Origin of the sequence: Actinomadura decatromicini, assembly GCF_008121305.1 — a bacterium.
GTDB classification, from domain to species: Bacteria; Actinomycetota; Actinomycetes; order Streptosporangiales; family Streptosporangiaceae; genus Spirillospora; species Spirillospora syzygii.
Window position 1 is genome coordinate 730389 of the sequence record NZ_VSRQ01000004.1, and the last position, 26463, is coordinate 756851.

The window sequence follows — 26463 nt, forward strand, 5'->3', positions numbered from 1 at the left end:
GGGGGGCCGTCCCCCACACCCCCAGTCCGCTTCCTTATGAAGTGGCTTGCTCGTTGACCGCCTCAAGCGAGGCGATCAGGATGCCGAGGCCCTCGGCGGCCTCGGCGTCGGTCAAGGTCATCGGCGGCGCCATCCGTACCACGTTGCCGTACAGGCCGCCCTTGCCGACCAGCAGGCCCCGCTCGCGGGCGGCCTCCATCAGCGCGGCGGCGAGCGGCGGGCTCGGCTCGCCGGTGGCCGGGTCGGCCAGCTCGACCGCGAACATCAGGCCCTTGCCCCGGACGTCCTTGACCACCGGGAACCGCCCGGCCGCCGACGCCAGCCCGCCGATGATCGTCGCACCCTGTTTCGCGGCGTTCGCCTGGAGGTCGTGGTCGAGGACGTAGTCGAGCGTCGCGTTCGCCGCGGCCATCGAGACCGGGTTGCCGCCGAACGTGGAGAGCCCGATCGCGTGCAGGCCGTCCATCAGGTCGCCGCGGGCGACGACGCCGCCGACCGCGAAGCCGTTCCCGAGGCCCTTGGCGAAGGTCATCATGTCCGGCGTCACGCCGTGGTTGTCGATGCCCCAGAAGCCCTGGCCCGTCCGTCCCCAGCCGGTCTGGACCTCGTCCGAGATGAACAGGATCCCGAACTCGTCGAGGACGCTCTTGTACGCGGCGAACAGCCCGTCCGGGGCCATCGTGAACCCGCCGACGCCCTGGATCGGCTCGGCGATCAGCGCGGCGACGTCCCCGCCGGTCGCGGTGGCGAGCACGTGCCGCAGGTCCTGCACGCAGGCGTCGACGTACTGCTCGTCGCTCATCCCGGCGAACTGCGGGAGGTGCCGGTCGGCGCCGTGCAGGAAGTGCGCGTTCAGCGGCGAGTAGGACAGGTTCGTCCACGCCCGGTTGCCCGTGACGCCTACCGCGCCGAACGACCGGCCGTGGTAGCTCTGCCGCATCGCGAGGACCTGGTCGCTGCGCCGCGCGTACGCGGCGAGCAGCAGGGCCGTCTCGTTGGCCTCGGTCCCGGAGTTGGTGAAGAACACCTTCGCGTCCGGGATGCCCGACAGGCGGGCGATCTTCTCGGCCAGCTCGACCTGCCCGCGCAGCAGGTACGCCGTCGACGTGTGGACGACGCCGGTGGCGAGCTGCCGCTCCACCGCCTCCCGCACCTCGGGCACGTCATACCCGAGCATGTTGGTCAGGATGCCGGTGAAGAAGTCGAGGTAGCCCTTCCCCTCGGCGTCGGTCACGCGGTTGCCCTTGCCGCCGACGATCTCGATGGGGTCCTGGTAGTTGAGCGCCATCCAGGACGGCATGACCGCCCGGTGGCGCCGGAGCAGATTCGCGTGTTCCGACATGTCTCAAGTCTTGTTCTTCCCGGACTCCGCGGAAACCCGCAGAGTGTCAGGACCCCGGGCGTCCCGTTAACGCTCTGCTGGCACTCGACAGGGGGTAACCGCCCGATCAGCGTCTTTGACACCTTGTCCGGATATCATCCCAGGTGATGCTGCCCACCCTCAACGACGTCCTCCAGCTCGACGCGGTACGCCGCGGCCAGCCGCACGTCGTCGCGGGCGGCGACCGGACCGGCAACCGCGTCCGCTGGGTGCACGTCGCCGAGGTCACCGACATCGCCCACCTGCTGCACGGCGGCGAGCTGGTCCTCACGACGGGAATCGCCCTGCCGGACGAGCCCGACCGCCTGCGCGCCTACATCACCGAGCTGGCCGAGGTCGGGGTCAGCGGCCTGATGATCGAGCTGGGGCGGCGGTACGCGAGCGTCCTGCCGCCCGCGCTGATCTCCGCCGCCGAGGACCACCGGCTCCCGGTGGTCGTCCTCGCGCACGAGCCCGCGTTCGTCGACATCACCGAGTCGGTGCACGCGCGGATCGTCCAGGACCAGTTCGCCGAGCTGCGCGCGTCCGAGCGGCTGCACGAGATCTTCACCCAGCTCTCGGTGGAGGGCGCGTCCACGGACGAGGTCGTCCGGCAGGTCGCCACGCTCGGCGGGCGTCCCGTCGTGCTGGAGAACCTCGCCCACCAGGTGCTCGCCGCCGACGCCGCCGGAGCCGACCCGTCGGAGCTGCTGTCGGCGTGGGAGACGCGGTCGCGGGCCGTCCGGCCGGGCCGCCGCACCGGGTTCGACGCGACGTCCGGCTGGCTCGTGACCATGGTCGGCGCGCGCGGCGAGGACTGGGGCCGCCTGATCATCGACCTCGGCGCGCCGCCGTCCGCCCGCGAGACCGTGCTGATCGAGCGGGCCGCGACCACCCTCGCGCTCGGCCGGCTGCTCGACCGGCACGCCGAGAGCGTCGAGCGGCAGGCGCACGGCACGATCATCGCCCGCATCCTCGCGCACGCCTACTCCGACCCGCAGGAGGCCGCCGCGCGGGCCCGCGCGCTCGGCGTCCCGCTGTCCGGCCGCAGGCTGCTCGGCGTGGTGCTGCGGCACCGCGGCCCGGGGACGCCCGCGCCGCCGATCGGGGAGCTGGCCGCGCTCGCCGAGACCGCCGCCGCCGCCTGCAAGGACGCCCGGCTCGCCGCCCTCGTCGGCGTCCTGGACGAGGGCGGCCCGCACGCCCGCGTCGGGGTCCTCGCCTCGCTGCCCGCCCGCGCGGACGTGGAGACGGCCCTCGGCGCGGTCGCGACGCGGATCCGCGAGCAGTCCGGCGAGACGGTCATGGCGGCGGGCTCGGTCGTGGAGACGATCCGCGACGTGCGCCGCTCGTTCCTGGAGGCCGAGCAGGTCGCCGACGTCGCCGCCCGCGGGTCCGGCGGGCGGCTCTTCTACCGGCTGCCCGACCTGCGGCTGCGCGGCCTGCTGCACCTGCTGCGCGACGACGCCCGCGTGCAGACGTTCGTCGAGCGCGAGCTCGGCCCGCTGCTGGAGTACGACGCCCAGCGCGGCAGCGACCTGACCCGCATCCTGGAGCTCTACCTCGAATCGGGGCGCAACAAGGCGGTCGCCGCGCAACAGGCGCACCTGTCCCGCCCGGCGTTCTACGAGCGGCTGCGGCGCATCGAGCGCGTCCTCGACGCCGACCTCGACGACGTGGAGTCGTGCGTCTCGTTCCACGTCGCCCTCCTGGCGCTCAGCTCGGTGCGTTGGGAACGCTCCTGAGGCGGAGGGCAGGTCGTTACGCTTCACTCCATGACGGACGCGGCATTGTTTGTGCATCGGTATGGGGATTCGGCGGGAGCGCCGGTCGTCCTGCTGCACGGGGTCACGGGACACGGCGCGCGGTGGCGGCGGACGGCCGAGGGCCATCTCGCGGACCGCCGCGTCATCGCGCCCGACCTGCGCGGCCACGGCCGGTCCCCGTACGAGCCGCCGTGGACCGTCGACCGGCACGTCGCGGACGTCCTCGCCATGCTGGACGTGGAGGGCGTCGAGCGCGCGGACGTCGTCGGCCACTCCTTCGGCGGCATGATCGCGCTGCACCTGGCGCGGACGGCCCCTGAACGGGTGCGGCGGCTCGTCCTGCTCGACCCGGCGATCGGGCTCGATCCGGAGTTCGCGGGGCGGGAGGCGCGCGGGTACCTCGTCCCGGTGTCGTTCGCGGACGCCGCCGAGGCGCGGGCGTTCCGCGCGGCCCGCTGGCCGAAGGCGTCCCCCGCCCTCCTGGACGAGGAGGTCGAGGCCCACCTCGAACCCCTCCCGGACGGGAGGCTGCGCTGGCGCTTCGAGCCCGCCGCGATCGTGGGCGCGTACTCGGAGATGGCCCGGCCGCACGTGCCGCCGCCGGTGGACGTCCCCACCCACCTGGTGATCGCGACGCAGGCCGACCTGGTGCGCCCGGAGTTCGTCGTGGACTGCCGCGCCACGCTCGGTCCCGGCCTCACGATCAGCGAGATCGAGTCGGGGCACATGCTGTACGTCGACCGCCTCGCCCAGACCGGGGCGCTGCTCAGGTCCTGGCTGGACGGACCAGTCGACGCCCGGTGACCGCGGGCAGGGTCAGCGGCGTGTGCAGGCCCGGCGCCGCGTCCGCGACCGCCGGGACGGCGTTGACCAGGCGCGACGCGGTGACGAGCGGGTCCGGGACGGCTGGGCCTGCGAGGTCCAGCCGCCAGGGCGGCTCGCCCGCGATCTCGACCCGATGGCCGCCGGGCTCGCCGAACGGCGGCGCGGGCCAGTGCGGGGCGATGTCCTCGCGCAGCCGGGCGACGTGCTCGACGGTGATCACGGGACGTCCGCGGCACAGCCCCGCCACCCGGAACCGGACGCCCGCGACCGTGCCCTTCTCGATCCGCCCGGCGGCGCCGTCGAACGCCTCCGGGGCCGGGCAGAGCTCGTGGTCCTCGGCGAGACCGTCCAGCGGGACGGCGAGCTGATCGGCGATCAGCCGGACGACCGGCCCCCACGTCAGCCCCGGGAGGCCCGGCCGCAGTGCGGGCGGCCGATGCCCGATCGGCCCGCCGAAGCCGAGTTCGCGCAGGGCCGGGTCTTCCCCTCGGCCATGGCAGGCGATCTCTGTGATCGTGACGGCCTCGACCCGCCGGGAGGCCCCGCTGAGCAGCAGCGGAAGCATGTCGACCACCGGACCGGGCACAGTCGTGAGGAAGGCCGACCCACCCGTCGCGCACGCCGCCCGTAGCCGCCGGACGAGCGCCCGGTCGGCGGACGGCGGATGCGCCAGCGGGGGCAGCGCCGCCGACACCACGCTCGCGCCCGACTCCAGGAGGCGGCAGAGGTCGTCGGCCACCCGTCCGGGACGCCGCGCGTCGGCGGCCGCCGTGTGGCAGACCGCGTGCGGGCGGCGGGCGAGCAGGGTGGCCGGGTCCTCGGTGGCGAGCACGCCCGTGGGACGGCCGGTCCCGGCCAGGACGGCGGCGTCCAGCCCGGCCTCGCGCGGGCCGTCGACGACGACGCCCGCGAGTTCGAGGTCCGGGTGCTCGATGATGGCGCGCAGCGCCCGCCTGCCGAGACGTCCGGCGGCCCAGTGGCCCACGAGGTACGACATATCACCAAATTTCAACCAAGCGTTAGTTCGGGCGCGCGCATTGTAAGCAGGGCGTTCGCCACATGAGGACCCTCTTCGGGGACGTAGACCCGTGCACCGCAGGGCACAACCATCTGGTGGCACATCACACGCATTGCCGGACAATCGGGGTGGAGGAGGAGCTCCTCCTCGTCGATCCTGATACCGGCGTCCCGCAGTCGGTGTCCGGGTCCGTGATCCGGTACGCCCGGCGGCACGACGAGCTCTTCCTCACCGGGGGACGGCGGTCGAAGGCGCTGGAGACGGAGCTGCAGCGCGAGCAGTTGGAGACGGCCACCCCCGTCTGCTCGTCGCTGGCCGAGCTGTCGGAGCACGTCCGGTCGGCGCGGATGGCCGCGGCGCAGTCGGCGGCGGGCGTCGGGGTCGCGGTCGCGGCGCTCGCGACGTCCCCGGTCGCCGTCCGGCCGTCGCTCACCCCGTCGCAGCGCTACGCGCGGATGGCGGACGCCTACGGCCCCGCGATGGACGAGAAGCTCACCTGCGGCTGCCACGTCCACGTGGGCGTCGAGTCGCCGGAGGAGGGCGTCGCCGTCCTGGACCGGATCCGCCCGTGGCTGCCGCCGCTGCTCGCGCTCAGCGCCAACTCGCCGTTCTGGCAGGGCGCGGACACCGGCTACGACAGCTGGCGGCACCAGGTCTGGGGGCGCTGGCCGTCCAGCGGCCCGACCGAGCTGTTCGGCTCCGCCCGCGCGTACCGGGCGACGGTCGAGGGCCTGCTCGCCACCGGCGCGATCCTCGACGAGGGCATGATCTACTTCGACGCGCGGCTGTCCCGGCGCTACCCGACGGTGGAGATCCGCGTCCCGGACGTGTGCCTGGACGCCGACGACGCCGTGCTGATGGCGGCGCTCGTCCGCGCCCTGGTCGACACGGCGGCGACGGCCTGGCGGAACGGCGAGCCGCCGGACCCGGTCCGCGCCGACCTGATGCGCCTCGCGATGTGGCGCGCCGGACGCTCCGGCCTGCGCGACGACCTCGTCCATCCGACGACCCGCCGCGCCGCGCCCGCCCGCGAGGTCGTGGCCGCCCTCCTGGACCACACGGCCCCCGCCCTGGACCGCGCAGGCGACCTCGAACCCGTGAGCGCCCTCCTCCAGGACGTCCTGGACCGCGGCAACGGCGCCCGCATCCAACGAGCCGCCTACGCCCGCACCGGCGACATCACCGCCGTAGTGGCCACCGCCGCCGACCACACAGTGACCGCCTGACCCTCCTGGCAGAATCCCAACGTGCCCCTGGACGACCCCACTCTGGAACGCTCGCCGGTGGTGGCCAACTGCGAGATGAACCGCGAGCGAACCCTTTCCGCCTACTCACGCGAACTGGGCATCGCGCCCCTCGCGGAGACCGGCTCCGGCCGCTGGCTGGACCTCTGCTGCGGCTCCGCCCGCGCCCTGACCGAAGCGGCCCTCGCCCTACCCGTCGGCGCTGAGATCGTGGGCGTAGACCTGGTGGACCACTTCGTCCCCGCCCCACGCCCGTCCGCCCTACGCCTGATCACCGCCTCGGTGACCGCCTGGACCCCGGACACCGCCTTCGACCTGATCACCTGCGTACACGGCCTGCACTACGTGGGCGACAAGCTGGCCGTCCTGACCAACGCGGCAAGTTGGCTGACCGAGAACGGCCTCCTGATAGCGAACTTCGACCCGCAGAGCATCCGCCACCCCGACGGCACCCCGGCCGGACGCCGCCTGACGACCGCCCTACGCCAGGCGGGCTTCACCTACGACCCAAGACGCCGCCTGATCTCCCGCCGAGGCCAAAAGAGGATCACCCTCCCCTACACGTACCTGGGCGCCGACGACCAAGCAGGCCCCAACTACACAGGCCAACCAGCCGTAAACAGCCTCTACAACCCCCACCCGAACGGGACCTGAGCCGGAGTCACGGGTCGTGCGGCCGGAGGCGCCCCAGCGCCTCCGGCCGCACGACCCGCCCGCACGGCGGGCCGTTTCCCGAGGAGCGAACGCGATCTCGGGAAACGGCCCGCCGTGCGCAACGGGGGTTCCAGGGGGTCGCCCCCCTGGGTGAATTCAGCCCCTTCTCTGGAACGGCAGATACCGCTCCGCCCTGCGGGGCCGGGCCAGGAGGCCGGTGGATTCGACGGCGAGGATCCGGTCGAAGCGGAAGGCGCGGATGCCGCGGCGCATGCGGCACCAGCCGACGAGGTACCAGTGGTCGCGGTGGACGAGGCAGGTGACCGGTTCGACCTCGCGGATCGTGACGTTGGCGCCGGCGTCGCCGTAGCAGAGCCGGACGACGCGGTGCTCGGTGATCGCGGCGGCGATCACCCGGGCGCGGTCGGAGGTGGCGGTGTCGAGGGGCGTGGTGAGGGTGGCGAGCGTGGTGGTGACCACGTCGTCGTGCGGGGCGGCGTCGAGGAGGGTGTGCAGGGCCCGGCGCGCGGTGACGGCCTGCGGGCCGGCGCCGAGGTGCGCGAGCGACAGCGCGAGGGCGGCGATCTCCGCCGCGGTGAGCGGGGCCGACGCGGTCGGCGCGGTGGTCGCGGTCTGGGGGTGCGTCGCAACGTTCGCCATGGTTCGATCATACGTTCGAGCACTGACATTCCGAAGCCCCCGGACGCCCCGGAATCGAGCCGTTCGGCGCCGCCGCGACGATGATCGGCCCTCGGCTTGAGAAGCCGACCGCGCATGGTGAAAACTTGGGCACCGAAACGTGCTCTATTTGGGGGAATCGGGGGCGCACATGGGCCGACCGTGGACCGGCGTTGAGTGACGCGCGGCTGGGTCGGCCCCCGATGAGCCGAGACGAGGCGGACCGGACGCTGGCGCGCCTCCGCGACGAGCGGGAGCGCATCAGCGGCGCGCTGCTCGAACTGGAGGCCCACCACGGGTACCAGCTGCTGGAGGGCGCGGTGCTGGAGGGCGCGACGCGGCGCGTGCAGTCGGAGGTGCGCGCCGGGATGACGTCCCTGTGGAGCCTGTTCGACGTGTACGGCCAGGTGCTCCGCGACGCCGAGGACCTGCGCGCCCGCCATGCCAAGCCGAGCCAGGCGCAGCTCGCCGAGCTCACCTGGATGCTGGCGGGCCCCTCGGTCGAGCTGCCCGCCGAGGAGGTGCCGCTGGAGCGGCGGACGCTGCTGTCCGTCCCGTCCGGGGAGAGGTTGACGCTGCGGTCGGCGGTCGAGCGGATGACGCCGATGTACGAGGAGGTCGCGCGGTCGGTCGCGGCGCTCGACGCGGTCTGGTCGGCGCTGCTGTCGCAGCTCGCCGAGGTGGAGGCCGAGCGGCGGGCGGCGGACGAGCTGCTGGAGTCCCTCGGCGGCGCCGAGCCCGAGCTCGACCGGCTGCGCGCCGACCTCGACTCGGTCGCCGCGGTCGTCCGGCACGACCCGATGGCGCTGGCCCGCGACGGCCGCGCCGACACCGCCCGGCTGGACGCGGTCCGCGCCGGGCTCGCCGAGGTGCGCCGCGGCCTCGCCGAGGCGGAGCGGCTGCGCGACGGGTTCGCCGGCCGGCTCCGCGGAATCGCCGCCGTCCTCGCTGAACTGCGCGGGACGGAGGCCGACGCCCGCCGCGCCCGCGACGAGGTGCTCGCCAAGATCGCGTCCCCGGTGCTGCCCGACCCGCCCGAGCTGTCCGCCGCGCTGGCGGACCGGCTCGCCGCGGTGAGCCGTCCCGCCCGGGGCGGCGGCTGGAACGACCTCGCCGTCCGGGTCGCCGACCTGGAGCGCGCCGCGCGGGACGCGTTGGAGCGCGCCCGCGAGACGACCGGCGTGATCCGCGGACTGCTGGACCGGCGCGAGGAGCTGCGCGGCCGGCTGGAGTCCTACCGGGTGAAGGCGGCGCGCCTCGGCCACGCCGAGGACGCCGAACTCGCCCGGATATACGAGCAGGCCCGCGAGCTGTTGTGGACCTCCCCCTGCGATCTCCGCAAGGCGACCGTGACGCTGTCGGGGTACCAGCAGGCCATCAACGCGCGGGCGAAGGGAGCGGAACGATGAGCCAGTGCGCCGAGCCGGGCTGCGGCGGAACCGTCGAAGGCGGATATTGCGTCCTATGCGGCGTGGCAGCCGCACCCAGCCCGCCGCCCCGACCGGCGTCGCCGCCGCCGGGGGCGTGCGCGCAGCCCGGCTGCACCGGCACGATCGTGGACGGCTACTGCGACGTCTGCGGCAATCCCCCGGCCGCCCCTCCCGCCGCCGCTCCCGCCGCCGCCCCGGCGGCCGCCGCGCCCCCGCAGGCGACTCCGCCGGTGCCGAGCGTCCCCGCGCCGCGTCCGCCGGTGACCGTCCCGGACGACGCGTGCCGCATGGCGGGCTGCACGGGCACGATCATGGACGGCTACTGCGACGTCTGCGGCTCGCCGCCCGCGCACACGGCCCTCACGTCCCGGGCGGGCGCGTCCGGCCGCCGCGGCTCGTCCGGCAGCGGCGGGACGTCCGGCAGCACGCGGACGGGCAGCACCCGCACCGGCAGCACCCGCACGGGGTCGTCGCGCTCGTCCGGCAGCCGCGGGCTGCTCGGCGCGGGCCTGGTCGAGGTGCCGCGCGTGCCGTACCGCGACCCGTCCACCGCCGTGATGAGCGACCCGCAGGTCGCGGAGGGCAAGCGGTTCTGCAGCAACTGCGACGAGCCGGTCGGCCGGGGACGCGCCGGACGCCCCGGCCGCACCGACGGCTTCTGCCCGAAGTGCGGCACCAAGTTCTCGTTCACCCCGAAGCTCCGCCCGGGCGACATGGTCGGCGGGCAGTACGGCGTGCTCGGCTGCCTCGCCCACGGCGGCCTCGGGTGGATCTACCTCGCCAAGGACCACAACGTCAGCGACCGGTGGGTGGTGCTCAAGGGCCTGCTGGACAGCGGCGACGCCGACGCGATGGCGGCCGCGGCGGCGGAGCGGGCGTTCCTCGCCGAGGTCGAGCACCCGAACATCGTCAAGATCTACAACTTCGTCCAGCATGACGGCGACGGCTACATCGTCATGGAGTACGTGGGCGGCCAGTCGCTCAAGGACATCCTGCTCCGGCAGCCGCAGCCGCAGGGGGAGAAGCACCTGCCGCTCGCGCAGGCCATCGCGTACGGGCTGGAGGTGCTCCGCGCGTTCGAGTACCTGCACGCGCAGGGCCTCGTCTACTGCGACTTCAAGCCGGACAACGTGATCCAGTCCGAGGAGCAGCTCCGGCTGATCGACCTCGGCGGCGTCCGGCGGCTGGACGACCCGGACGGCGCCATCTACGGCACGGTCGGCTACCAGGCGCCGGAGATCGCCGACGACGGCCCCTCGGTGTCGTCCGACCTCTACACGGTCGGGCGGGCGCTGGCCGTGCTGAGCTTCCCGTTCCGCGGCTTCACCCGGACGTACACGCACTCGCTGCCGCCCCGCTCGGAGATCCCCGTCCTGCGGCGGTTCGAGTCGTTCGACCGGTTCCTGCGCCGCGCGACGCACGACGACCCGGCGGCCCGGTTCCAGGACGCCGCCGAGATGTCCGAGCAGCTCACCGGCGTGCTGCGCGAGGTGCTCGCCGCCGAGGACGGCACGCCGCGCCCGGCCCCGTCCGCGCTGTTCGGCCCGGAGCGGTTCGCGACCCGGACGGCGGGCGGCGAGACCGACGGGGCGGCGCTGCCGCCCGTCCCGCCGCCGGTCGCCGCGGCGGCGCTGCCCGTCCCGCTGGTGGACGGCGCCGACCCCGCCGCCGCGTTCGTCTCCGGGCTCGGCGCGCTGGAGCCCGCGCAGGCCGCCGAGGCGGCGCAGCGCGCCCCGGACCGCACCGCCGAGGTCAGGTTCGCGCTCGCCCGCGCCAAGATCGAGCTGGGCGCCGCCGCGGAGGCGGACGCGCTGCTCGACGAGCTGGCGATCGAGCGTCCGGGCGACTGGCGGATCGACTGGTACCGCGCGGTCGGGCTCCTCGCCCAGGGCCGGACGGCCGAGGCCGAGCCGCGCTTCGACCGGCTGTACGGGCTGCTGCCGGGCGAGGCCGCGCCGAAGCTCGCCCTCGCCTACTGCCGCGAGCGGACGTCGCCGCAGGACGCCGTCCGGCTGTACGAGACGGTGTGGCGCACCGACCAGAGCTACATCAACGCCGCGTTCGGGCTCGCCCGGGTGCACCTCGCGGCGGGCGACCAGGGCGCGGCCGTCGCCGCGCTCGACTCGGTGCCGAAGATCTCGATCCGGTACGTGCCCGCGCAGGTGGCGGCCGTCGCGACGGCGGTCAGGGGCCGCGACCCCGGCACGCTCACGGCGGCGGAGCTGGTCACCGCGGGCGCCCGGCTCGGCGCGCTCGACCTGGACGCCGACCGCCGCGACCGGCTGGCCGCCGAGGTGCTGGAGGCCGCGCTCGACTGGCTCGTGCACGCCGGGGACGGGCCGTCACGCGCGGCCGCGGCGGACGGGGCGCGCGGCGGCGCCCTGCTCGGCGCGCCGCTCGCCGAGACCCCGCTGCGCCGCCGGTTGGAGACGACGTACCGCGAGCTGGCCCGCCGCACCCGCGACCGGGACGAGGCCCGCCGCCTCGTCGACTCCGCGAACGCCGTCCGCCCGAGGACGCTGCTGTGACCGGCGACCCGGGCGGCGCGAAGGCCGCGGAGCTGACCTGCCCGTCCTGCGGCGAGATCGTGTTCGCCGACGAGATCTTCTGCGAGGAGTGCGGGCACCGGCTCGCCGAGTCCCCGCCCGCCGCACCGGCCGAGCCCACACCGGCCGAGCCCGCCCCGGCGGCCGAGCCCGAGCGCGTCGACGCGACGGTGGTGCAGAGCACGCCGTCCGCGCGCCGGCGGGCGTCCGCGCGGCCCTGCGCGGGCTGCGGCGCGGCGACGATCGACGCGGACGGCTACTGCGAGGCGTGCGGCCTGCGCCAGCCCGCCGAACGCGACCACGTCGAGATCGAGCTTCCGGCGCCGGGCGGGAACGGGACGAGCCCGGTGGTCGCGGCGGGCGCGAGCGACCGGGGCCGCCGCTACAGCCGCAACGAGGACGCGATCGCCATCGCCGCGCATTCGGCCGGGATCGCGGCCGTGGTGTCCGACGGGGTCGGGTCGTCGCAGCGTCCCGACGACGCGTCCCGCGCCGCCGCCGACACCGGCGCGGCGGAGCTCGTCGCGCGCCTCGACGCCGGGGACGACCCGGAGGACGCCACCCGCGCCGCCGCGCTCGCCGCCGCCGCGGCCGTCGCGGCGCTGTCCACGTCCCCGGCGGAGGCGCCGTCGTGCACATACGTGTCCGCGGTGACGCGCGGCCCGTCCGTCACGGTCGGGTGGGTGGGCGACAGCCGCGCCTACTGGCTCGCCGCCGACGGCAGCGTGGAAGACCCGGCCGCCGAGGGGACGTCGCTGGACGCGGCGGAGGTGAGCACCGGCGACATGGCCGAGCTCGGCCCGTCCCGCCGCCTCACCGACGACGACTCCTGGGCCGCCTTCATGGTCGCGCAGGGCTCGCTGACCGAGGCGGAGGCGGAGGCCCATCCGAACGCGCACGTCATCACCGCCTGGATGGGCGCCGACGCCGGGCAGGTCAACCCGCACGTGGCGACGTTCCGGCCGTCCCGTCCGGGGACCCTGCTGGTGTGCAGCGACGGCCTGTGGAACTACTTCCCGGCGGCGGGCGACATCGCCGCGCTGCTGGCCGCCGGTCCCGACGGGGCGGAGGCCGCCGCGGGCGCGCCCGACCCGGGGCACGATCCGGCGGCCGACCCCCTCGCCGTCGCGCGGACGCTGGTCCGCCACGCCCTGGACGCGGGCGGCCGGGACAACATCACGGTCGCCGTGATCCCGCTGCCGCCGCCCGCCGTCCCGCAGAGCCGCGTCCACCCGAGCATCCCGCAGAGCACGGAGCAGCCCCGATGAGCGAGCAGCCGCAGTTCACCGTCACGATCGACCAGAACAAGTTCCTGCCCGAGGGCGGCCGCGAGGTGCACGCCATCGTGTCCGTCGAGGCGTCCGGCGGGGCGGTCGCGCCCGCGTCCACCCGGGCGTCCGAGGTCATCATCATCGACACCTCGGGCTCGATGTCCTATCCGAACACGAAGCTGACCGCCGCGATCTCGGCGGCGAAGGTCGCGATCGACACGCTGCGCGACGGCGTCGAGTTCGCGGTGATCTCCGGGTCCAACACCGCGTCGATGGTGTTCCCCGCGCAGCCGGGGCTGGTCGCGGCGAACCCGCAGACCAGGGAGCAGGCCAAGGCCGCGCTGAGCAGGCTGAAGGCGTCCGGCGGCACGGCGATCGGGTCGTGGCTGCGGCTCGCCGACCAGATCTTCGGCGACGTCCAGGGCGGGATCCGGCACGCGATCCTGCTGACCGACGGCAAGAACCAGCACGAGACGGCCGAGGAGCTCGACGCCGTCCTGTTCCGCTGCAACGGCCGGTTCGTGTGCGACTGCCGCGGCGTCGGCACCGACTGGGAGGTCGCGGAGCTGCGCAAGGTCGCGTCCGCGCTGCTCGGCAGCGTGGACATCGTCGCCGACCCGGCCGGGCTCGTCGCCGACTTCCAGGCGATGACGGAGGCGGCGATGGGCAAGTCCGTCGCCGACGTCGCCCTCCGGGTGTGGACGCCGCAGACGGCGCGGCTGAGGTTCGTCAAGCAGGTCATGCCGACCGTGGAGGACCTGACCGCGCGGCGCGTCGAGTCGGCGCCGCAGGCCGGTGACTACCCGCTCGGCGCGTGGGGTGCCGAGTCCCGCGACTACCACATCAGCGTGGAGGTGCCGCCGGGCGAGGTGGGCAAGGAGCTGCGCGCGGCATGGGTGAAGCTCATCGTGCCGGGCGCGCCCGGTGAGGAGGCGCAGGTCCTCGCCACCGGGAACGTCCTGGCCCAGTGGACGGACGACGAGGCCGCGTCCACCCGGATCAACGCGCGGGTCGCGCACTACACCGGGCAGGCCGAACTCGCCGCCGCCATCCAGGAGGGCCTCCAGGCGCGCAAGGACGGCGACGTCGACACCGCGACCGCGCGGCTCGGCCGGGCCGTCGTCCTGGCCGACGAGGCGGGCAACGAGGAGATCACCTCGATGCTGCGCCGGGTGGTGGACGTGGTCGACACCGCGACCGGCACCGTCCGGTTGAAGCGCAACGTCGACAAGGCTCACGAGATGGAGCTCGACACCCGCTCCAGCAAGACCGTCCGCACCCGGCGGGACGAGACCGTCCCGCCCCGCAAGGACGAGACGGTGACCACCCGACGAGGAACCGACTCCCTAGGGACGCGCAGAGGCGACCCCTCGGGCGGACGTCCGGACGAGGGCTGAGCATGCCGCACTGCCCCAGCGGACACGCCTCGCAGGCGACCGACTTCTGCGACGTCTGCGGCGAGCGCATCGCCTCGTCCGCCCCCTCCACCCCGTCCGGAGGGGGCGCGACCGGCGCCCAGCCCGTGCCCGGAGCCCCGGCGGCCGGGACGCCCTGCCCCGACTGCGGGACGCCCGGCTCCGACCGGTTCTGCGAGGCGTGCGGCTACGACTTCGCGACCGGCGGCGGCGTGCCCACCCCGCGCACCGCCCCGGCGGGCTCGACCGCCCAGACCGTCCTGCCCACTCCCCCGGCGCCCCCGGCCCGTCCGGGCGGGCCGCCGGACCGGGGGCCGTCCGACCCGCGGCCGCCGACGCCGGAGCCGCCGCCCGTCCCGTCCCCGCCGCCGCCCGCCCCGGCGTCCGCGTCCGGGACGGCGACCGCGTGGACGGCGGTCGTGCGAGCCGACCGCGACTACTTCGACGCGGTCATGGCGGAGGAGGGCCCCGACTCGGCGACCCTCGCGTTCCCGCCGTACGCGCCGGAGCGGCGGATCCCGCTCGCCGGGCCGCAGGTCCGGATCGGGCGGCGCGGCTCCGCCCAGCCCACCCCGCCCGAGATCGACCTGCGCGATCCCCCCGAGGACCCCGGCATCTCGCACGTCCACGCCGTCCTGCTGGCGCGGCCGGACGGCACGTGGTCGCTGGTCGACCCCGGCTCCACGAACGGGACCTGCGTGAACGGGTCCACCGAGCCCATCCCCACCAACGTGGAGGTCCCGGTCTCCGACGGCGACCGCATCCACGTCGGCGCCTGGACCACCATCACGCTCATCCGAGAGGCACCATGATCCGCGCTTCGCGCCGGTCCTGGCGCCTCGTCCCCCAGATAGGCGTCCCCCAGATAGGCAGGGCGACATGACGGCTGTGCAGCACGCTCCCCCGGCGGGACAGCCCGCTCCCGCCCCCGGGCGGCCGCCCGCGCGGCGGCGCGGCGCCGCGCGGCCCTGGCGGACGCCGCAGCCGCCGCCGACCGGCGTCGCGCGGCTGCTGCCGCACACCGTCGCGGGCCGCGTCCGGGCGCTGACCGCGCTCGCGGCCGTGCTGCTCGTCGCGATGCTGGCGGTGTCGTGGTGGGCGATCGCGAACGCGCGCGAGGGCGTCCGGGTGATCGGCCAGGACGCGGGCCCGCAGGTCGTCGCGACCGGCGACCTGTACTTCCAGCTCACCGACATGGACGCGCAGCTCGCCAACGCCCTGCTGATCGGCGGCGCGGCGGGCGGCGGGCGCGCCCAGGCCCTCGCCCGCTACGACGAGAACCGGCAGAAGGCGGGCACCGCGCTCCTCAAGGCGGCCAAGCTCGCCGACGAGACGACCGAGGACAACACCGCCCGCGACGTCCTGGACGCCCTCGGCCGCTACGAGTACCTCGCCGGGCGGGCGCTGCTGCTCGACGAGCAGTCCCAGCACGCCTCCGGGCCGCCGTCCGACAAGGTCATCGACCTGTACCGCCAGGCGACCGACCTGATGAAGCTGGACGTGCTGCCCAAGGCGTACAACCTGACGCTCGACAACGGGACGCTCGTCCGGCACACCTACGAGGACAAGCGGTCCGCCGTCCTCGCGGGCCGCACCTGGATCACGGTCACCGGGGTGGCGCTGCTCGCCGTCCTGCTCGGCTTCCAGCTCTACCTGGCCCGGCGCTTCCGCAGGCTCCTGAACGTGCCGCTGGCGCTCGCAACGCTTGGCACGCTCGCCCTGCTCGTGGCGGGCGCCACGATGCTCTCCGGGCAGGCGGGCCACCTCCGCAAGGCCAAGGAGGAGGGTTTCGACTCGATCCTGGCGCTGTCCCGGACGCGCGCCATCAGCAACAGCGCCGCCGCAGACGAGACCCGCTTCCTCCTCGACCCGGGACGCGCGGACGCCTACGAGCAGGTCTATCTGAGCAAGTCGCAGACCGTCCTGTACCTCAAGGCGGGGAACTTGACCGAGTACAACCAGGCCGTGCAGAGCAACCTGGCGTTCGAGCCCGGACGCGCGAAGTTCCTGGGCTTCCTCGGCACCGAGGCCAACCGTCCCACCGAGTCCGACAGGCGGCGGGCGCAGCTGGCCGACGCGCTGGGCAAGGCGTTGAAGGACTACCAGAAGGTGCAGGCGAACGACAGCCGGATGAGGGCGCTCGTGCACGGCGGGCAGCGCGAGCAGGCCGTCGCCGGGCGGGCCGCGTCCGCCGCCGACTTCACCGAGTACGACCGGTCGCTGCAGGCGCTGGCGCGCGTCCACCAGACGGCGTTCGACGAGGCCGTGAAGGACGGCGACGACGGGACGAGCGGCTGGTACGCCGTCCTGCCCATCGCGGGCGTCGCCATCGCCGCGCTGGTGTTCGCCGGTGTGCGTCCCCGGCTCGCCGAGTACCGGTGGTCGAAGTGAGGCGGCGGCTGACGGCGAGCGTCCTCGCGGCGGCGCTGCTCGCCGCGGCGGCGGCGTGCGGGATCGCCGACGCCGACGAGAACTCCGTCCGGGGCCGCGACCGGCTCGTCATCGGCGTCAACGCCGACCAGCCGGGCCTCGGCGAGCGCGCCGCAGACGGCTCCTACCGGGGCTTCGACGTCGACGTCGGGAAGGACATCGCGCGGCGGCTCGGCGTGCCCGGCGGGAACGTGGCATTCAAGCGGGTCACGTCCGCGACCCGCGAGACGATGATCCAGAACGGGGACGTCGACCTCGTCGTCGCCAGCTACTCCGTGACGCCCGAGCGCAAGGTGAAGGTCGCGTTCGCGGGGCCGTACTACGTCGCGCACCAGGACGTGCTCGTCCGCGACTCCGACGCCCGGACGATCCGCGACGTCCACGACCTGCGGGGGCGGCGGCTCTGCCGGGTGCCGGGGTCGGTGTCGTTCCCGCGCGTCCACGACGAGCTGGGCGTCGCCGCGCTGCCCGTCGAGGCGGACGGCTACAGCGGCTGCCTCGACGCCCTGACCTCCGGACGGCTGGACGCGGTGTCGACCGACGACCTGATCCTCGCCGGGCTCGCCGCGAAGGCCTCCGGCAGCGGACCGAAACCCAGGATCGTCAACGCGCCGTTCACCGACGAGCCGTACGGCGTCGGCATCCGGCACGGCGACGTGGACGGCTGCGAGGCGGTCAACAAGGCCATCACGGAGATGTACCAGGACGGTACGGCGCAGCGGCTGCTCCGCAAATGGTTCGCGCCCGTCGGGTTGGCGTTCACAACCACCGTCCCGCAATTCGAGGGATGCGTGTGAACGGCGATCACCCGCTGCACGACGACGGTCACGGAATGGCGCGGGAAGGGCCGGTGCCACCGGTCGGTCACTGAGATCAGTCGGTTACGTAAGTGTCGGTCGGCGCGCGTGATCGTAAGTTATGGTCGCGTTCAAAACCCGTTCCGGTAACCACCGTCACGTCCGAGGAGTGCCATGACGACGGTCATCCTGGTGGTGATGTGCGTCGTCGTTGGGGCGCTCGAACTCTACGCGGGAAAGCAGAGCCGGGACCAGGCGAACGCTTTCACGCGGCGAATCGACGCGCTGAACGAGCAGGTCACCAAGCAGAACAACGTCCTCGTCACGGTCGGGGAACAGCTCACCGCCGAACTCGGAAGGGTGAAGCAGGACGTCCTCCCAGCGCTCGACACCCGGCTCCGGCAGAACACCGGTCAGGTGGAGGAGCTGGCGGGGCTCGTCCACCAGGCGGACGACTTCCTGCGCACGCAGGCCGGGCGGCTCCGCGACCTGGAGCAGCAGCGGATCACGCTCGCCGCGCTGCGCCGCAAGCTCACCGAGGTGGAGACGTCGGTGCGGGCCGTCACCCGCGCGGGCTCGGACGAGGTCGAGGGCAAGGTCGACACCGCGCTCGACCGGCTCGCCGAACTGGAGCGCGGCGGCGCCGAGATCCTCGAACTGCAACGCACCCTGACCCGCACCCTGGAGGACGTCGAGGACGTCGTCGCCGAACTCCTCCAGTACACCGAAGGCGAGCTGGACGACACCGTCACCGCCGCGCTGACCGGCCGCCCCCACTCGGACGGCGAGTCGGTGACCGCGACCGGGCGGCTGTGGACGCGCGACGAGCAGCTCGACGACATCCTCGGCGAGATGTACGAGCGGTGCGTGCGGGCGAGCAGGCTGAACGTCCGGTTCCGCACGGTCGAGGGCCCGAACGGGTCCGCGCCGGGCGCGCCGGAGCGCCGCCGCTACTTCCTCGGCGGGCAGGCCGCCGACGACCTCGCGGGCGCGTTCAGCGCGCTCCTCATCTCGACCGGCGCGGACCTGCCGCACAACGGGAGCGCGAGCGGCGGGAGCGCGCGGCGCGGGCTGGCGCGGGTGGAGCCGGGCGTCCCGGCGGGCGTGGAGCCGACCCGGCCGCCGGAGGACGAGGCGGCCTTGAAGGCCCTGCTGCGGACGCTGTCCGAGTGTTCGGGCGCGGTGGCGCAGATCGGGCCGCTGATGGCCGTCCGGACGCGGGACGAGCTGCTGTGCGCCGTGCTGACCGCCGCGCAGTCGCTGGAGCTGGAGAGCGACGAGGTGTTCTGGGACCCGGCCGCCGCGACCGTCCGGCTGCGGCGGCTGCCGTCGCATCAGCTGTGGGACCTCACCGGCTGGGCCGCCGCCCCGTAGGCGCGCACCGTCCGCTGGGACGGGCTCCCGATCCGCACGTACAACGGGCACGTCAGCGCGCGGGTGGCCGGGTCGACCTCGGCGCACAGCCCGATCCCGGCGGCGCGGTCGAGGAACACGGCGTTCTCCACCGCCCGCGCCCCGCGGACCGCGTACGGGACCGAGTCGGGGTCGCCGGGGTCGAACAGCTCCTCGAACGTGAGCCGCCGCGCGAACCGCATCAGCGTGCCGGCGTCGACGACGCGGCTCCCGATCGCCGCGGCCGGGCCCGCGACGACGATGCCGAAGCTCGGGTTCTCCCGGCCCCGGACGTAGATCTCCCGGTCGGGCTCCAGGCCCTTGCGGCGGCCGGGGATCTGAACGCCGAACCCCGCGTCGCCGTTCAGGTAGGCGGGCGGGCCGAAGCCGGGGGACGGCGTCCCGTCCCGGACGCGGAGCGCGCCCGCGGGCATCTCCCAGCCCGGCAGGTACACGCCGAGACCCCGCAGCAGGAGCCGCCAGACGGGGCGTCCCGTCACGTCGTGCGCGAACTCGCCCTCCGGCCCGCGCGCCCCGCCCTGCCCGGCGGGGCGGCCGCCGTTGCCGTCCGCGTCCATCTAGTCGGGGGACTCGTCGATGGTGCCGAAGATGACCGATGAGACCTCGAGGTAGAGCTGCTCCGGGTACGGCATGAAGCCGACGTTGCGGAGCGCCTGCTTCTGCCCGGCGGATTCCATCACGAATTCCCCGTACCCCATAATCCGGCCGCCGACGGAGCGGTTCAGCGCGATATCCGTCACTTTCGCGACGGGCATCATCGCGACAGTCCGGTTGAGCACGCCCATGACCACCATGACGCGGTGCTCGGTGACCAGGAAGAACTCGATCGACCAGGCGATGACCTTCCAGACCAGGTAGGCGATGGCGACCAGCCACACCCACCAGATCCAGATGATGCCGCTGATGGCGCTGACCGCGGCGCAGGCGACGAGCCCGGCGACGACGATCCCGACCGGCAGCAGCAGGACGGCGGGGTGGCGGCGGACGGCGATGACACGTCCCTCGTGGGACATCAGGTACTTGTCGACGGTGCGCGACGAGCTGTCGTGCTGCACCATCATGTCCTGCAGGTTCACGGCGTCGTCCTCGTCATGATCCGGGTGGTTCAACGGTAGCCGACCCGGCCCTGCCGATGCAGTGATCAACCGGTTGCCTCCCCATAACATCCGCCCCCGGACGCGCCTGTGTTCGCACCCGAGGACGACGAAACGGCGCACGCCGCTCGGCAACGGCGAAACCGCCCCGCCGCAACACTCGGGCACGCCCAGAAGGACCGCCCCCCACCGGATCCACCGGCCCGCCCACCCGGACAAGACCGAACGCCCCGGCGACCGCGCGGCACCCGACCGCTGGATGCCCCGGCGACCGGGTGGCCGGGTGGCTGGGTGACCGAACGCCCCGGCGACCACGTGCCCGGACCCCCCGGCGACCACGTGGCCGCGGGGCCGGACGGCCCGGCGACCGAGTGGCCCGACCGCTGGACGGCCGGTGGCCGGGTGGCTGTGCGACCGACCACTGGCGGCAGCGTGGCTGGGCGCCGCGCCGCCGCCCGTGTGGCCGGATGGCCGGGCATCGGGACGTGGGTCAGCCGCCGATGTAGTGCATGACGTGCTTGACGCGGGTGTAGTCCTCGATTCCGTACATCGACATGTCCTTGCCGTAGCCGGAGTGCTTGAAGCCGCCGTGCGGCATCTCCGACACCAGCGGGATGTGGGTGTTGACCCAGACGGCGCCGAAGTCCAGGGCCTTGGTCATGCGCATGGCGCGGCCGTGGTTCTGCGTCCAGACGCTGGCGGCCAGGCCGTACTTGACGCCGTTCGCCCACTCGACGGCCTGGGCCTCGTCCGTGAAGCTCTGGACGGTGATGACCGGCCCGAACACCTCGTCCTGGATCATCTCGTCGTCCTGGCGGAGGCCGCCCACGACGGTCGGCGCGAAGAAGTATCCGCGGTCGCCGACGCGCTCGCCTCCGGCCAGGACGCGCGCGTGCGCGGGGACGCGGTCGATGAACCCCTGCACGCGGTCGAGCTGGTTGGCGTTGTTGACCGGGCCGTAGTAGGCGTCCGTGTCGCTGGGCGGGCCGACCGTCGTCCCCTTGGCGGCCTCGGTGAGGGCTTCGGTGAAGTCGTCGTGCAGCCGGTCGGCGACGAGGACGCGCGTGGCGGCCGTGCAGTCCTGGCCCGCGTTGAAGTATCCGGCCTCGGCGATGCCCGCGGCGGCGGACGCGACGTCCGCGTCGTCGAACACGACCACCGGCGCCTTGCCGCCGAGCTCCAGGTGCACCCGCTTGAGGTCCTTGGCAGCGGACGCGGCGACCTCCATCCCCGCCCGGACGCTCCCGGTGATGGACACCATCTGCGGCGTCGGGTGCTCGACCAGGGCGCGTCCCGCGTCCCGGTCGCCGCAGATGACGTTGAACACGCCGGGCGGCAGGAACTCGGCCGCGATCTCCGCGAGCAGCAGCGTGCTCGCCGGGGTCGTCTCGGACGGCTTGAGCACGACCGTGTTGCCCGTCGCCAGCGCGGGCCCGATCTTCCAGACCGCCATCATCATGGGGTAGTTCCAGGGCGTCACCTGGGCGCAGACCCCGATCGGCTCCCGCCTGATGGAGGACGTGTGGTCCGCCATGTACTCGGCGGTCGCCTTGCCCTCCAGGACCCGCGACGCGCCCGCGAAGAAGCGGAGGTTGTCCACCATGGGGGGCACTTCCTCGTCCATGGTCAACTGGAGCGGCTTGCCCGTATCGCGGCTCTCCGCGGCGACGAGGTCCCCGGCGCGTCTCTCGACGGCGTCGGCGAACCGCAGCATCGCGAGGCTCCGCTCGCCCGGCGTCGCGTCCCGCCAGGCGGGGAACGCCCCGGCGGCCGCGTGGAAGGCGGCGTCGACGTCGCCGGGGCCGGACGCGGGGGCCTCCGCGTACGCCTCGCCGGTGCTGGGGTCGATCACCTCCATCGTCCGGCCGTCCTTGGCGTCGACGTACTCGCCGCCGATAAAGTTACGCAGCCGCTCGCCGCTCATCCTCAGGTCCCTCCTGGGCTCCGTCGCCCGTTGTGTCCTGTTGGCCCGACCCTTACAGAGGCTTCCGCCCAATACAAGTGATTCCGTCGCAATGGCCAGTTTTCATGACTGATTCACTTGACTCTGACGCCTCATACCCTCGATGCCGCAAATTCGGGAGACCAGCGATGGAACGCGCAGCCCGCGTCCAGCTCGACGAGACCGCCAAGCAGATCATCGAGCAGCTCCAGCAGGACGGCCGCCGCTCCTACGCCGCCATCGGCAAGGCGGTCGGGCTCTCCGAGGCCGCCGTCCGGCAGCGCGTGCAGAAGCTCCTCGACACCGGGGTCATGCAGATCGTCGGCGTCACCGACCCGCTCATGCTCGGCTTCCACCGGCAGATGATGATCGGCGTGAAGTGCGAGGGCGACCTGGAGAAGGCCGCCGACCAGCTCGCGGGCATCGACGAGATCGACTACGTCGTCATCACCGCCGGATCATTCGACATCCTCCTCGAACTCGTCTGCGAGGACGACGAACGCCTCCTCGAACTCCTCGCCCGTATCCGCGCCGTGCCCGGCGTCGTCTCCACCGAGAGCTTCGTCTACCTGAAATTGCGCAAACAGACTTACTCCTGGGGTACTCGCTGACTCCTACCAGGAGTGCGCAATTCTCGTCCTCAGTGGGGATGTCCAGGCCACACCTCGCGGCGTACGTTGAGATGCCGCAAGGAAGGAGACCGGCCATGTCTGAGTCGGTTCGCCAGGACCTTCCCGCCGCCCACGCCGACATAGCCCTCCGGCCGTCCGCGGAGCAGCTTCTCGTGATCCGCAAGGCCGCGGAGCTGATCGGCTGGACGGTCACCGACTACGTCCTCTCCACGGCCCTGGACCGGGCCGAACGCGACCTGTACGAGGCGGCGGCCCAAGACGCCCGCCACTCCGCCGACACGGACCCTTCGGGCCCGTTCACGGCCGTCCTGCTCGCCCTGACCTGACCTACCCGCCGTCCACCCCGAGCGCCTCGGCCAAGCGCCCGGCGTACTCGGCCGCCTCACCGTCCGACTCGTACTTCTGCCGCGGCCAGAAGAACCCGCGCAGCCCGTCCTTCCGGTTGCGCGGCACCACGTGCACATGCAGATGCGGGACGCTCTGACTCACCCGATTGTTCATGGCCACGAACGACCCGGCGGCCCCGAGCACCGACTCCATCGCCCCCGCGAGCAGCTGCGCATACCCGAAGAACGGCCCGAGCAGCTCCGCGGGCAGATCGGTGAGCGTCTCGTAATGCACCCGCGGCACGAGCAACGTGTGCCCCTTGAACAAGGGCCGCGAATCAAGAAACGCCACCGCCTCGGGCCGCTCCATCACAACATGCGCGCTCCTCTCCCCCGCGACGATCTCGCAGAACAAGCACCCCTGCTCACCCATCCAGACCTCCGCCCCCAACCCAACTAAATCTCCCCACCCTCCACAACCAGCCCCCCACCTCCAACACACATGGCCCGGTGCACTGGCGTCGTCCGCCGGTGCCGTGCCAAGGACGAGACGCACCGTGCGGAAGGGGCGGCCGGGTGGGTTTGTGGTTAACGGTGGGCTTACTCGTGGGCGGCTACGGTCCGGGTTTCATGCGGTTGGAAGGTGTCGCGTTTCGATATCGCCGGAAGGACCCCTGGGTCTTCAGGGATGTGACGCTGTCGCTCCCTCCCGGCGGCGTGACAGAGGTGACCGGGCGCAATGGCGCCGGGAAGTCGACTCTGCTCCGCGTGATCGCTGGTTTGCGCAGCCCGGGTAAGGGCGTCGTCAGCGACCGGCCCGAGCGCGTGGGATATGCGCCCGAACGCTTTCCGGTGAACCAGCCGTTCACCGTCCGGAGCTACCTCGGCCACATGGCCGCGATACGCCGCGTCCCTGCGGAATCCGTTGGGACGTGGGTGGAGCGACTCGGCCTTGATCACCTCCTCGGCGTGCGGCTGCCTGAGTTGTCGAAGGGCAGCGCGCAAAAGGTCGGCCTCGCACAAGCCCTCCTGGACGACCCGGGGCTGCTCATCCTGGACGAGCCGTTCGCCGGGCTGGACGCGGCCACCCGCGACCTCCTGCCCGCCCTGATCTCCGAGATCGCGACGGGCGGCACGACGGTCGTCGTCAGCGACCACCAGCGCAGCATCGAGACTCTCCCGGACATCGACCGGCTCCGCGTGGCCGATGGAAAGGTCACCCACCTCTCCTCGGTCAAGACGGACTGGACCGTCCTGGAAGTCGAAGTCCCAGCCGATCAGGCCGACACCGTGGAGACCAAGCTCCGCGCGGACGGCTACCGAGTGCGAAGGCCAGAGCAGTGACGGCGCTCGTCAGATTCCAGGTCGCGGGCTATGTCCGTTCCCTACGGGTGCTGCACCCGTTGATCGTCGTAGGGCTCGTCGTGGTGCTCGTCCTCATCCAGGGGCCCGCCGGACGGAACGCCTCCGATCTCGCGATCGGCACCTTCGGCGACGTAGCGGCGTTCATGTTCCCCGTCTGGGCCTGGGCGGCCCGCGCCCTCCTCGACACCCAGCCGGACGAACAGCGCGCGCTGACCGCCCTCGCCGCCCGCCGTCCCTCGGCCCCGACGCTCGCGGGACTGCTCTCGGCCTACGGCGTGAACCTCTCCCTAGGCGTCGTCGCATTGGTCATTCCTCTCTTCCAGGCGATCCAAGTGGAGTCGCCTGGATCGGCGATCCTCGCGGGTTGTGCGCTCAACCTCCTCGTCGCTATTCCCGGCACGCTCATCGGCGCATGGACGAGCCGAGCCCTGATCCCCGACCCCGGCGTTTCCCTGCTGGCCCTCCTCAGCGCGCTCACCGCCGCGATCCTCCTGGGCATCGGACGTCTCTCCTGGCTCTCCGTCCCCCTGATCGGTTGGCTCCGCGCCGCCCACGACGGCGCCAACGACTTCACCTCGCGTTTCCCGGAGATCGCTCTGCACCTAGCCATTTGGTCCGCTCTGGCAGGAGCCGCCTACCTCACCGCAGCCCGCCGCCGTTCCTGATTCCGCAGCACTCCTCGCACCAGTTCCGCCGGGCAACAGAGCCGCCAGACAACAGGGCCGTCGCACCACAGCTCCATCGCCCCACAGCCCGCCTGGCAACAGGGCCCTCGGGTAGCAGCACCATCGCGCAACAACCCGCCTGGCAACAGGGCCCTCAGAAGCAGCCTCCTCGGGTAACGGCGGCCTGCGTTACGTGGCCTGGAGGCTCAGCCAGGATTCCTCCAAGGGGACGTTGGGGCGGGCGCTGAAGTAGACGCGGCCCGGGTCGCCCCAGTACCAGCCCAGGCGCTGGTCGGAGTCGAGTTGGAGCAGGAGACGCCAGTCGTCCACGGCGCCCTCCTCGTCGGGCGACAGGGGCGGGGGTTTGGGTGAGTCCAGCGGGCGGCCCGCGGAGGCGTACAGGCAGTCCGGGCCGAGCGGGCGCTGGACGAGCGTCGGCCAGCCGCCTAACTGATGCGCGGGCATGCCGTCCGGCCAGGCGTACCGGGACCACGCGGCATGCAACTGCTCGTAGACCGGCAGGAAACCCCGGCACGTGGCCTCCAGGCGGCGCATGGGCAACTCCTGCGGTGAGGGCAGCGACAGGAACGGGGCCGCGTACAGGTGCGTCCTGCGGAAGGTCAGCGCGTCAGAGGGCGGCGCGGCGGGCCTGAGGTCGCCGCTCAGGACGCGCCAGCCGTCCCGCTGCGACGCCTCGTCGCCCCAGGGACGGGGCGTCGCGGTCGCGTAGTAGAACGCGGCCCGGCCGGACGTCGGAAGACCCCGGATGTCACCGAACCCGGCGAGGTCGGCGAAGTCGATCGCGCCGAGGAAGTCGAGCGGACGGCCGTTCCAGCGCGGCCAGGGCGCACCCGGCGGGAGGAGCGGGGTGCCGCCGAGGTGGACCGGCACCCCGCCGCCCGCGCCCAGCCTCAGCGCGGGCCTGATCAGCGGGAGCAGAGCGGCCGTGAACTCGGGGAGCAGGAAGGCCGCGAGGAGGGAGCGGAGCCGCTGGTACTGTGCCGCGAAATCATCCATGCACGTAGCGTGACGCGGCCCGCGCCGCCCGCACACCCTCCGCCGAAATTGTGGATAACTTCGTCAGCGGCCTTCGAGGGCGCTCGCGAGCTGCACCAGGAAGCGGTCCACTTCCTGCTCGTCGTAGCCGGGTCCGAGGCGGACGACGCGGAACGTGCTCTCCCGGATGTCGCGGGCGCTGACCGGCGGGGCGGCGCCGCGCAGCCCGGCGATCACGCGGTCCAGGAAGGCGTCCACGTCGCGGACGTCGTAGCCCGAGCGCATGCCGGCGCCGGAGAACCGGGCGTTCTGGATCCAGTTGATCAGCCAGCTCGGGTTGGCGCGCGGGCGGGCGGGCCGGTCCGCGATCGGCCCCCTGGCCTCAAGCTCCCTGATGCACTCGCGCACCAGTTCGTCCACGGCGCGGGGCTCGTAGCCGCGCAGGACGACGTCGAACCGCGTCACCCGAATCTCATCCGCGTCCATGGGCGGGCCGCCGTTCAACGCCTGCGAGATCCGTTTCAGCAGGCCGTCCACCTGGTCGCGGTCGTACCCCCGCAGGACCACCGGCAGCCGCGCACTGGGTCGCACCGCGC

Annotated in this window: 25 protein-coding genes; 16 read left to right on the forward strand and 9 right to left on the reverse strand. The window is 73.4% G+C overall.

Features of this window, described 5'->3' with window-relative positions; genetic code table 11:
- Window positions 1-34: 34 nt before the first annotated feature.
- Complete coding sequence (locus FXF68_RS21840) at window positions 35-1342, reverse strand: aspartate aminotransferase family protein (protein ID WP_148762019.1); 1308 nt, start codon at window positions 1340-1342, stop codon at window positions 35-37.
- Window positions 1343-1488: 146 nt separating this feature from the next.
- Between FXF68_RS21840 and FXF68_RS21845 the strand changes: the two genes are divergently transcribed.
- Complete coding sequence (locus FXF68_RS21845; protein ID WP_148762021.1) at window positions 1489-3105, forward strand: PucR family transcriptional regulator; 1617 nt, start codon at window positions 1489-1491, stop codon at window positions 3103-3105.
- Window positions 3106-3135: 30 nt separating this feature from the next.
- The gene (locus tag FXF68_RS21850; RefSeq protein ID WP_148762022.1) at window positions 3136-3930 is read left to right on the forward strand and encodes an alpha/beta hydrolase; all 795 of its coding nucleotides are present in this window, start codon (window positions 3136-3138) and stop codon (window positions 3928-3930) included.
- Here FXF68_RS21850 and FXF68_RS21855 read toward each other — a convergent pair.
- Window positions 3893-4948 (reverse strand): NAD(P)H-dependent amine dehydrogenase family protein, encoded by a 1056-nt coding sequence (locus tag FXF68_RS21855; RefSeq protein WP_148762024.1) that lies wholly within the window; start codon window positions 4946-4948, stop codon window positions 3893-3895. The two genes, FXF68_RS21850 and FXF68_RS21855, sit on opposite strands and share 38 nt — an antisense overlap.
- 116 nt (window positions 4949-5064) lie before the next feature.
- On the opposite strand from FXF68_RS21855, the gene FXF68_RS21860 reads away from it, so the two are divergent.
- Together FXF68_RS21860 and FXF68_RS21865 are read left to right on the forward strand one after the other, a co-directional pair.
- On the forward strand, window positions 5065-6195 hold the full coding sequence (locus FXF68_RS21860; protein WP_281292225.1) for a glutamate--cysteine ligase: 1131 nt from the start codon (window positions 5065-5067) through the stop codon (window positions 6193-6195).
- A 21-nt stretch (window positions 6196-6216) separates the two neighbouring features.
- The gene (locus FXF68_RS21865) at window positions 6217-6867 is read left to right on the forward strand and encodes a class I SAM-dependent methyltransferase (RefSeq protein WP_246178853.1); all 651 of its coding nucleotides are present in this window, start codon (window positions 6217-6219) and stop codon (window positions 6865-6867) included.
- A gap of 156 nt (window positions 6868-7023) precedes the next feature.
- Here the strand turns inward: FXF68_RS21865 and FXF68_RS21870 are convergent, their stop codons facing one another.
- Window positions 7024-7527, reverse strand: a complete 504-nt coding sequence (locus tag FXF68_RS21870) for a helix-turn-helix transcriptional regulator (RefSeq protein WP_148762028.1) — start codon at window positions 7525-7527, stop codon at window positions 7024-7026.
- 221 nt (window positions 7528-7748) lie between these two features.
- Here FXF68_RS21870 and FXF68_RS21875 point away from each other — a divergent pair, with 221 nt between their 5' ends.
- The 8 genes from FXF68_RS21875 to FXF68_RS21910 all read left to right on the forward strand — a co-directional run bounded on the left by FXF68_RS21875 (window position 7749) and on the right by FXF68_RS21910 (window position 18808).
- Entirely contained in the window at window positions 7749-8954 is a 1206-nt protein-coding gene (locus FXF68_RS21875; protein WP_148762030.1) for a coiled-coil domain-containing protein, read from the forward strand.
- Between the two features lie 332 nt (window positions 8955-9286).
- Window positions 9287-11503, forward strand: coding sequence for a serine/threonine-protein kinase (locus FXF68_RS21880; protein ID WP_425458613.1), 2217 nt, complete (start codon window positions 9287-9289; stop codon window positions 11501-11503).
- Window positions 11500-12789, forward strand: coding sequence for a PP2C family protein-serine/threonine phosphatase (locus FXF68_RS21885; protein ID WP_148762034.1), 1290 nt, complete (start codon window positions 11500-11502; stop codon window positions 12787-12789). Before FXF68_RS21880 ends, FXF68_RS21885 begins: the two co-directional genes overlap by 4 nt.
- Window positions 12786-14189, forward strand: coding sequence for a vWA domain-containing protein (locus FXF68_RS21890; RefSeq protein ID WP_148762036.1), 1404 nt, complete (start codon window positions 12786-12788; stop codon window positions 14187-14189). The genes FXF68_RS21885 and FXF68_RS21890 overlap by 4 nt, the downstream gene beginning before the upstream one ends.
- Window positions 14190-14191: 2 nt before the next feature.
- Window positions 14192-15019, forward strand: a complete 828-nt coding sequence (locus FXF68_RS21895) for an FHA domain-containing protein (protein WP_148762038.1) — start codon at window positions 14192-14194, stop codon at window positions 15017-15019.
- Between the two features lie 67 nt (window positions 15020-15086).
- Window positions 15087-16598 carry a hypothetical protein gene (locus FXF68_RS21900; protein WP_148762040.1) on the forward strand — a complete coding sequence of 504 codons (1512 nt, stop codon included), beginning with the start codon at window positions 15087-15089 and terminating at the stop codon, window positions 16596-16598.
- Window positions 16595-17434, forward strand: a complete 840-nt coding sequence (locus FXF68_RS21905; RefSeq protein WP_246178854.1) for a glutamate ABC transporter substrate-binding protein — start codon at window positions 16595-16597, stop codon at window positions 17432-17434. Before FXF68_RS21900 ends, FXF68_RS21905 begins: the two co-directional genes overlap by 4 nt.
- A 174-nt stretch (window positions 17435-17608) precedes the next feature.
- Window positions 17609-18808, forward strand: coding sequence for a hypothetical protein (locus FXF68_RS21910; RefSeq protein ID WP_148762044.1), 1200 nt, complete (start codon window positions 17609-17611; stop codon window positions 18806-18808).
- Here FXF68_RS21910 and FXF68_RS21915 read toward each other — a convergent pair.
- The 3 genes from FXF68_RS21915 to FXF68_RS21925 all read right to left on the reverse strand — a co-directional run bounded on the left by FXF68_RS21915 (window position 18769) and on the right by FXF68_RS21925 (window position 21865).
- The gene (locus tag FXF68_RS21915) at window positions 18769-19404 is read right to left on the reverse strand and encodes a hypothetical protein (RefSeq protein ID WP_148762046.1); all 636 of its coding nucleotides are present in this window, start codon (window positions 19402-19404) and stop codon (window positions 18769-18771) included. The two genes, FXF68_RS21910 and FXF68_RS21915, sit on opposite strands and share 40 nt — an antisense overlap.
- Window positions 19405-19923: a PH domain-containing protein gene (locus FXF68_RS21920; RefSeq protein WP_246178855.1), complete on the reverse strand. Its 519-nt coding sequence runs from the start codon at window positions 19921-19923 to the stop codon at window positions 19405-19407.
- Window positions 19924-20431: 508 nt separating this feature from the next.
- Window positions 20432-21865 carry a gamma-aminobutyraldehyde dehydrogenase gene (locus FXF68_RS21925; protein WP_148762048.1) on the reverse strand — a complete coding sequence of 478 codons (1434 nt, stop codon included), beginning with the start codon at window positions 21863-21865 and terminating at the stop codon, window positions 20432-20434.
- A 167-nt stretch (window positions 21866-22032) separates the two neighbouring features.
- On the opposite strand from FXF68_RS21925, the gene FXF68_RS21930 reads away from it, so the two are divergent.
- Window positions 22033-22494 carry an Lrp/AsnC family transcriptional regulator gene (locus FXF68_RS21930; RefSeq protein WP_148762050.1) on the forward strand — a complete coding sequence of 154 codons (462 nt, stop codon included), beginning with the start codon at window positions 22033-22035 and terminating at the stop codon, window positions 22492-22494.
- A 95-nt stretch (window positions 22495-22589) separates the two neighbouring features.
- Window positions 22590-22841 (forward strand): type II toxin -antitoxin system TacA 1-like antitoxin, encoded by a 252-nt coding sequence (locus FXF68_RS21935; RefSeq protein WP_148762052.1) that lies wholly within the window; start codon window positions 22590-22592, stop codon window positions 22839-22841.
- Window position 22842: 1 nt separating this feature from the next.
- On the opposite strand, the gene FXF68_RS21940 is transcribed toward FXF68_RS21935, so the two are convergent.
- Window positions 22843-23274, reverse strand: a complete 432-nt coding sequence (locus FXF68_RS21940) for an HIT family protein (protein WP_148762054.1) — start codon at window positions 23272-23274, stop codon at window positions 22843-22845.
- Window positions 23275-23471: 197 nt separating this feature from the next.
- On the opposite strand from FXF68_RS21940, the gene FXF68_RS21945 reads away from it, so the two are divergent.
- Window positions 23472-24185, forward strand: a complete 714-nt coding sequence (locus FXF68_RS21945; RefSeq protein ID WP_148762056.1) for an ABC transporter ATP-binding protein — start codon at window positions 23472-23474, stop codon at window positions 24183-24185.
- The gene (locus FXF68_RS21950) at window positions 24182-24871 is read left to right on the forward strand and encodes a hypothetical protein (RefSeq protein ID WP_148762058.1); all 690 of its coding nucleotides are present in this window, start codon (window positions 24182-24184) and stop codon (window positions 24869-24871) included. Before FXF68_RS21945 ends, FXF68_RS21950 begins: the two co-directional genes overlap by 4 nt.
- A gap of 189 nt (window positions 24872-25060) precedes the next feature.
- On the opposite strand, the gene FXF68_RS21955 is transcribed toward FXF68_RS21950, so the two are convergent.
- Window positions 25061-25888: a DUF1963 domain-containing protein gene (locus FXF68_RS21955; protein WP_148762060.1), complete on the reverse strand. Its 828-nt coding sequence runs from the start codon at window positions 25886-25888 to the stop codon at window positions 25061-25063.
- 63 nt (window positions 25889-25951) lie between these two features.
- Window positions 25952-26458, reverse strand: a complete 507-nt coding sequence (locus FXF68_RS21960; RefSeq protein WP_148762062.1) for a DivIVA domain-containing protein — start codon at window positions 26456-26458, stop codon at window positions 25952-25954.
- Between the last annotated feature and the right edge of the window lie 5 nt (window positions 26459-26463).